This is a genomic window from Variovorax sp. YR752, from assembly GCF_943372545.1.
This window is the reverse complement of sequence record NZ_CALRZC010000334.1, coordinates 1-6,629: the sequence shown is the minus strand read 5'-3', so window position 1 is coordinate 6,629 and position 6,629 is coordinate 1. Positions and strand designations below refer to the sequence as shown.

The window sequence follows — 6,629 nt, the reverse complement described above, 5'->3', positions numbered from 1 at the left end:
TCGGGCAACACCACGCTCGACCGCCGTGCCCAGGCCATCGTGCGCAGCGTCGGCAACTTCGGCACCTTCACCAACGCGATGCGCAAGCAGACCGACCAGATCGTGCTGCAGTCGCGCTTCAAGTTCACGCGCGACGAGACGATCGAACTGTCGTCCCAGTAACCCCCACAGCAGAACACGGAACACCGGCCATGGATCAGTACTGCGTCATAGGCAACCCCGTCGAGCACAGCCGCTCGCCCCGCATCCACGCGCGTTTTGCCGAACTCTGCGGCCAGCCGATGGCCTACGGCCGGCGGCTGGTGCCGATCGGCGCGTTCGCCGAAGGCATCGCCGCCTTCCGCAGCGAGGCTGCCGCGCAGGGCGACACGGCACGCGGTTGCAACGTCACCGTGCCCTTCAAGTTCGACGCCGCCGCGCTCGCGCAGCACACCAGCGAGCGCGCCACGCTGGCGCAGGCCGTGAACACGCTGCGCTTCGAGGCCGACGGCAGCATCCACGCCGACAACACCGACGGCATCGGCCTGGTCAACGACATCGTGCGCAACGCCGGCGTGCCGCTGGCGGGCCGGTCGCTGCTGCTGATCGGTGCCGGCGGCGCCGCGGCGGGCGTGCTCGGGCCGCTGCTCGACGCGGGCGCCGCGCGCATCGTGGTGGCCAACCGCACGCTCGACAAGGCCATCGCACTGGTGCAGCGCCACGCCGCGCTCGCGCTGCGCCACGGCGCCACGCTCGAGGCCTGGGCGCTCGACGAAGTGCCCGGCGCTTTCGATGTGGTGGTCAACGCCACCGCCTCCAGCCTCGCGGGCGATGCGGTGCCCGTGAGCGCGCAGGTGCTGCGCCCCGGCGCGCTGGCCGTCGACATGATGTACGGTCCCGCCGCCGCGGGCTTCATGGCCTGGGCCGAAGCGCACGGCGCGGTCGCACGCGACGGCCTCGGCATGCTGGTGGAACAGGCCGCTGAAGCCTTCGAATTCTGGCGCGGCGTGCGCCCGCCCTCGGCCCAGGTGCTGGCCGAGCTGCGCGCCTCGCTCGCCGCCGGCGCATGAAGGGCCTGCTGCGCCTGATCGCCTGCCTCGTGGTGGCGGGCCTGGCGCTCGAGCTGTTCTTCGTGGTGCGCATCGCGGCCATGGCGGTGATCGATCCGCAGAGCACGGCCTTCCAGCGCTCCGAGGCCTGGCGCGTCGCGCTCTCGCAAGGCCGCGAAGGCGGATGGCGCCAGGACTGGGTGCCGTACACGCAGATCAACGACTCCCTCAAGCGCGCCGTGATCGCGAGCGAAGACGCCGGTTTTGTCGACCACAACGGCGTCGAATGGGAAGCCATCGAGCGTGCGCGCCAGCGCAACGCCCGCGCCGAACAGCTGGCCGCCAAGCGCATGGCGCGTGCGGCGGCGCGTGGCAAGCCGGTGCAACCGGCTCCGCTGCGCGGCGGCTCCACCATCACGCAACAGCTCGCGAAGAACCTGCTGCTGTCGGGCGAACGCACCATGCTGCGCAAGGGCCAGGAACTGGTGCTCGCCACGCTGCTCGAGGTGCTGCTCGACAAGCGGCGCATCCTCGAGATCTACCTGAACAACGTCGAATGGGGCGAAGGCGTGTTCGGCGCCGAGGCCGCCGCGCAGTACTACTTCAAGAAGCCGGCCGCGCGCCTGAGTTCACACGAGGCCGCGCGCCTGGCCGTGATGCTGCCGAGCCCGAAGTTCTTCGAGCGACGGCCCAACTCGTCGTACATCAACGGGCGGGCATCGACGATCGTGGCGCGGATGCCGGCAGTCGACCTGCCCTGAGCTTGCGCACCGCAGCTTCCACCGCCAGCACGGCGACGAAGCCGATCGCGTAGGCCGCCACGTCCCACCAGTCGGCGGTGGCGCCGAGCACGATGCGCAGCGCGCGGTTCGGAATGTGCAGGTGCCACGTCGACGCCAGCAACTGCCCCAGCTCCACCAGCAGCCCCACGCCGAAAGCGGCCAGCGCAAGCGGCAGCACGCGCGCGGCGACGAAGGTCTTGAACACCACGTACACCCACGCCACGGCCAGCACGTCGCCGAAGAAACTTCGCACCCAGCCCCAGCGCGCGCCGACGGTGGCCAGCAGCACGAGTAGTACAAAGAGGGCCACCGCCCACGCCAGGGAAAGAAGATCGAAACGCCATCGCATGGCCCGTATCATCGCCTCCATATGCTGGCAAAGCTCACAGGTTGGTTGCTGCTGGGAATCGTCCGATTGCTCACCGGCGCGCAAGCGCGCTGGTACGGCTGTCCGCCGAAAGCCGAGCAGCGCATCTACTTCGCGAATCACCAGAGCCACGCGGACCTCGTGATGATCTGGGCCGCGCTGCCCGAAGAACTGCGCAGCATCACGCGGCCCATCGCGGCGCGCGACTACTGGGCCAACACGCCGGTCAAGCGCTGGATCACGACGGAGGTGTTCAACGCGGTGTACGTCGAGCGTGCAGCCACGGCGCCTGCGGCTGCTGCGGCACCGGTTGCGCCACCGCCGCCAGAAGCGCGACCACCCGCGGCATCCAACGCACCGGCCGAGCGCATCGAGCCTTCGATGGAACCGCTGCTGCCGATCGAAACGATCCTCGTCGCCGAGGCACCGCAAGAAATCCAGGGGCAGCTCGACCTCCCCGCGCCGCCGCCGCCCCCACCACCGGTCGCACCGCCGCCCGTCATCGAACCCGAGGCACCGGCCGCCCCGCCCGAGCCGCCCGCCGCCGACCCGCTCGCCCCACTCATCGACGCCCTGCGAAGCGGCGACTCGATCATCATCTTTCCCGAAGGCACGCGCGGCCACACCGGCGAGCCGCAGAAGTTCAAGTCGGGCCTGTACGCATTGGCGACGATGTTCCCCGACGTGGTGTTGGTGCCGGCCTGGATCGACAACGTGCAGCGCGTGATGCCCAAGGGCGAGATCGTGCCCGTGCCCATCTTGTGCTCTGTCACCTTCGGCGCGCCAATACGCGTCGAGGATGGCGAGGAGCGCCGGCCTTTCCTCGACCGCGCGCGTGCCGCCGTGATCGCTTTGCGCGACGTCTGAAGGTATGAACCAGTTTTTGCGCAGCCTCAGCCCGACCGAACAGGTCGCGGCCCTTTTCCTGATCGTCTTCGGCCTGCTCGTCATCGTGAGCACCACCGTCTTCTTCCTGAGCTTCAAGGAGCGGCGCAACCCGGTGCACGACGAATCGTGGCAGGCCGAGCTGGCGCATGTGCGCGCGCTGCTCGGCACCACCTGGTTCATGGCGATCGTGTTCTGGATCGGCTGGGCGCTGGGCGAAACGGTGGCCACCGTGCTGTTCGCGCTGATCTCGTTCTTTGCGCTGCGCGAGTTCATCACGCTCTCGCCGACGCGGCGCGGCGACCACCGCAGCCTGATCCTCGCGTTCTTCGTGGTGCTGCCGATCCAGTTCTGGCTCGTGGCCACGGCGCGCTTCGACCTGTTCACGGTGTTCATTCCGGTCTACGTGTTCCTCGCCATTCCGGTGGCGAGCGCGCTGGCGAACGACCCCAGCCATTTTCTCGAGCGCAACGCCAAGCTGCAGTGGGGCATCATGGTCTGCGTCTACGGCATGAGCCACGTGCCCGCGCTGCTGCTGCTGACCTTCCCCGGCTACGAAGGCAAGAGCGCGTTCCTCGTGTTCTTCCTGGTGTTCGTGGTGCAGACCTCGGTGCTGGTGCAGCACCTGATCTCGCGGCGCATGCAGCGCACGCCCTTTGCGCCGAACGTGAGCCGCAGCTTCAACTGGACCAGCTGGGGCATCGGCATCGTGGTGGCCAGCCTGGTGGGCGCGCTGTTCTCGTTCATCACGCCGTTCAAGTTCGGGCAGGCGCTCGCGGTGTCGATCATTGCCTGCGTCGCGGGCTCGATGGGTCACCTCGTGATGAAGGCGCTCAAGCGCGACCGCGGCATTCCGAACTGGGGCCAGAAGGGCGTGGGCGTGACCGGCGCCAACGGCCTGCTCGACCGCGTCGATGCGCTGTGCTTCGCGGCGCCGATCTTCTTCCATTCGATCCGCTGGTACTTCAACGTCTGAAGCACCGGGCGATCAGGCCTTGCGCCGCACCACCCGGTCGAAAGCCTGCTTCGCGCGCCGTCCCAACGCCTTCGTCTTCAGCGCCTGAAGCTCACGCTTGAGCCGCGTGCGCTGCTCGGCCGACAGCGCAGTGCCGAAACGCCCGAGCGCCTGCTCCAACGCCTCGCGCTGCGCCGCCACCCGCCCCTGCCGGCCTTCGGCCTCGGCCAGCCATTCGCAGGCATTGGCGACGCGCCCGCGCAAGGCCGCGTCGCCCGACTCGCCGAAGCGCGCGATGAGCAGGCGGTAGGCCTTGGCCTGGCCCGGCAGGTCGTCCATCTTGTCGAAGGCCTTGGCCTTGTTGATCATCGACTTGGCGGCCCACAGCTGCAAGGCGCTGTCCCGCGCCATCGCCGTGCGCGCGATCACCTCGTCGTAGCTGGCCACGGCCTCGGCGAACCGGCCCGCGCGGCGCAGCACGGCGCCCTTGCGGAACAGCGCACCGGCCACGCGCGCACGCAGGTCGGGCAACTCGGAATTGCCCCAGCGCGCGACGATCTCGTCGTGCACGCGCATCTCGTCCGCGGGCCGCGCGAGACGGTCGAGCGCGGTGCTCTTGTACTGCAGGCACAGCGCCACCTGCGACTGCATCTCGGTGGAGGCATCGGCGCCGTAGCGCGCGTCCATCGCGTCGGCGGCCTCGACGACCTCGGCGAAGTGCTCCAGGGCCAGCAGGCAGAAGGTCTTGTGCGACAGGGCGCGCGCGCACTGGCGGCGCATCAGCGGGTGCGGCGATGCGGCATGCGCCGCGAGCACCTCGTCGAACAGCGCGATGGCCTCGCGCGATGCGCCCGCGTCACCGAGCTTGCGGCCTTCGCGGACGGTGTCGCACGCCGCATCGAAGAGTTCGGCCGGCAGCTCGCCGGCCTCGAGTCCGCCGGTCTTGCGCAGCCGCTTCAGGCAGGCCTCGCGCCCGGCTGTCGCCTTCACGCGCAGCTCGCGCAGTTCAGGCGTGGCGCCGTCGCGCGACAGCGCTACGAGCGGCTCGTACACCGCGAGCGCGGCCTCGGGCCGCCCCAGCAGATCGAGCAGCACGAAGCCCTTGTGCAGCAAGGTGGTGGCCACGGTGCGCTGCACCACGGCGTCGCCGTCGCGCGCGAAGGTGCCGAGCAGGCGCTCGCAGGCGGCCAGCGCGGCATCGCCGTCGCCCTGGTCGCGCAGCCCCACGGCCCAGTCGTGGGCACGCACCGCCGCGAGGCGGCGCACCTGCGCCGAGGCGTCGTGGCCGTAACGATCGAGCAGCCAGCCGACCAGCTCGGCGCGGCGCGCGACCTCGTCGAGCCCGAGTCCGTCGAAGAACAGGGCCAGCGCGCGCACGCCTTCCAGCCGCAGCTCGGGCGCGGCGTCGGCCAGGCCGGCCTCGATCTGGTCGGCCACCTGCAGGCACAGCACCTGGGCCTGGGTGTGCTGCGCCAGCTCGCGCAGGTTGAGCACCGCGGCCAGCCGGGCCCGCGCCACGCGCAGGACCACGCCGGAATCGCTGCCGCCCTCGAAGCGTTCGATGGTTGCGTCGAGCGTGGCCAATGCGTCTTGCGGCAGGCCGCGGTGGTGTTCGATCTCGGCCTTCAGCAGGCGCGCATCGAGCCGCCACACATCGAGTTCGGCATCGGCCTGCGCATCGAGCTGCTCGCTCATGAAGTCGCAGGCCTCGCAGCGTGCGGCGGCATCGTCGATGAGCCAGGTGCGCTGGTACAGCGCGTGGGCGATGTGCGCGCGGATCTCGGGCTCGCTGCGCTGGCCGTGTGCGGCGACGAGGCGGTCGAGCGTGGCCAGCGCATCGGCCGGGCGATGCAATTGGCGCAGCACGTGCGCGAGCAGCCGCAGCGCCTGGCAGCAGGGCACGACCACGGCGGCGTCGGGCAGCGCGCCGAACTCGGCGATGAGCTGGCTGCAGGCGGCGATCGCCTCGCGGCGGCGGCCGAGGTCGCTCAACAGCTCCGCCTGGCGAAAGCTCGCGGCGGCGCGTTCGGCGGGAGGCTGCAGGCGCACGCGCAGGGACTGGGCGTCGTTCAGTTGCTTGAGTTGCTGCTCTGCGGAGGACTCGACTACATTCACCTTCGCTTCCTTGTGTGGCGCGCCCCGCGCGGAGCGGGGCGGAATGCAAGAACCGGGCGGATTCTGCCCGCGATACCCACGCATCCCGCACGAATTCGCAGCTTCTTCAACCTTCCTCACCCAGGCTTAGGCCTTTACGCTTCCTTTTCATGCGGATTCTCGGCATCGACCCCGGTTTGCAGACCACCGGCTTCGGCGTGGTCGATGCGGACGGCCATGCGCTGCGCTACGTGGCCAGCGGCACCATCAGCACCCGGCACCTGGGCAGCGGCAACCTGCCGGCGCGCCTGAAGGTGCTGTTCGACGGCATCGGCGAGATCACGGCGCGCTACCAGCCCGATGCGTCGGCGGTCGAAATCATCTTCGTCAACGTCAACCCGCAGTCGACGCTGCTGCTGGGCCAGGCGCGCGGCGCCTGCGTGACGGCGCTGGTGAGCCACAACCTCTCGGTGGCCGAGTACACGGCGCTGCAGATGAAGAAGGCCGTGGCCGGCCAC

7 protein-coding genes and 1 pseudogene are annotated in these 6,629 nt (G+C 70.0%); 6 read left to right on the top strand and 2 right to left on the bottom strand.

Annotated elements, in window-relative coordinates:
* The 3 genes and pseudogenes from AAG801_RS39265 to mtgA form a co-directional block, all read left to right on the top strand.
* Nucleotides 1-162: pseudogene (locus AAG801_RS39265) on the top strand (energy transducer TonB); the annotation flags it as partial.
* Nucleotides 163-191: 29 nt separating this feature from the next.
* A complete protein-coding gene (aroE, locus tag AAG801_RS39260; RefSeq protein ID WP_341893295.1) occupies nt 192-1,049 on the top strand; it encodes a shikimate dehydrogenase in 858 nt (285 codons plus the stop codon).
* Nucleotides 1,046-1,789, top strand: coding sequence for a monofunctional biosynthetic peptidoglycan transglycosylase (mtgA, locus tag AAG801_RS39255; RefSeq protein WP_341893294.1), 744 nt, complete (start codon nt 1,046-1,048; stop codon nt 1,787-1,789). Before aroE ends, mtgA begins: the two co-directional genes overlap by 4 nt.
* On the opposite strand, the gene AAG801_RS39250 is transcribed toward mtgA, so the two are convergent.
* Nucleotides 1,734-2,171 carry a DUF2809 domain-containing protein gene (locus AAG801_RS39250; RefSeq protein WP_341893293.1) on the bottom strand — a complete coding sequence of 146 codons (438 nt, stop codon included), beginning with the start codon at nt 2,169-2,171 and terminating at the stop codon, nt 1,734-1,736. The genes mtgA and AAG801_RS39250 overlap by 56 nt on opposite strands.
* Before the next feature lie 9 nt (nt 2,172-2,180).
* Here AAG801_RS39250 and AAG801_RS39245 point away from each other — a divergent pair, with 9 nt between their 5' ends.
* Both AAG801_RS39245 and AAG801_RS39240 read left to right on the top strand, forming a co-directional pair.
* Complete coding sequence (locus tag AAG801_RS39245; protein ID WP_341893292.1) at nt 2,181-3,044, top strand: lysophospholipid acyltransferase family protein; 864 nt, start codon at nt 2,181-2,183, stop codon at nt 3,042-3,044.
* Nucleotides 3,045-3,048: 4 nt separating this feature from the next.
* Complete coding sequence (locus tag AAG801_RS39240) at nt 3,049-4,038, top strand: phosphatidate cytidylyltransferase (protein ID WP_341893291.1); 990 nt, start codon at nt 3,049-3,051, stop codon at nt 4,036-4,038.
* A gap of 12 nt (nt 4,039-4,050) precedes the next feature.
* Here AAG801_RS39240 and AAG801_RS39235 read toward each other — a convergent pair whose 3' ends face one another.
* Entirely contained in the window at nt 4,051-6,132 is a 2,082-nt protein-coding gene (locus AAG801_RS39235) for a hypothetical protein (RefSeq protein WP_341893290.1), read from the bottom strand.
* 149 nt (nt 6,133-6,281) lie between these two features.
* Between AAG801_RS39235 and ruvC the strand changes: the two genes are divergently transcribed.
* Nucleotides 6,282-6,629: crossover junction endodeoxyribonuclease RuvC (gene ruvC, locus AAG801_RS39230; protein WP_341893289.1), on the top strand; the 348-nt coding region annotated here is incomplete at its 3' end.

What these genes read in the sequence shown, in the direction of transcription:
- mtgA (WP_341893294.1), top strand. Translation starts at nt 1,046, where the DNA reads ATGAAGGGCCTGCTGCGCCTGATCGCCTGCCTCGTGGTGGCGGGCCTG.
- AAG801_RS39250 (WP_341893293.1), bottom strand. Translation starts at nt 2,171, where the DNA reads ATGATACGGGCCATGCGATGGCGTTTCGATCTTCTTTCCCTGGCGTGG.
- AAG801_RS39245 (WP_341893292.1), top strand. Translation starts at nt 2,181, where the DNA reads ATGCTGGCAAAGCTCACAGGTTGGTTGCTGCTGGGAATCGTCCGATTG.
- aroE (WP_341893295.1), top strand. Translation starts at nt 192, where the DNA reads ATGGATCAGTACTGCGTCATAGGCAACCCCGTCGAGCACAGCCGCTCG.
- AAG801_RS39240 (WP_341893291.1), top strand. Translation starts at nt 3,049, where the DNA reads ATGAACCAGTTTTTGCGCAGCCTCAGCCCGACCGAACAGGTCGCGGCC.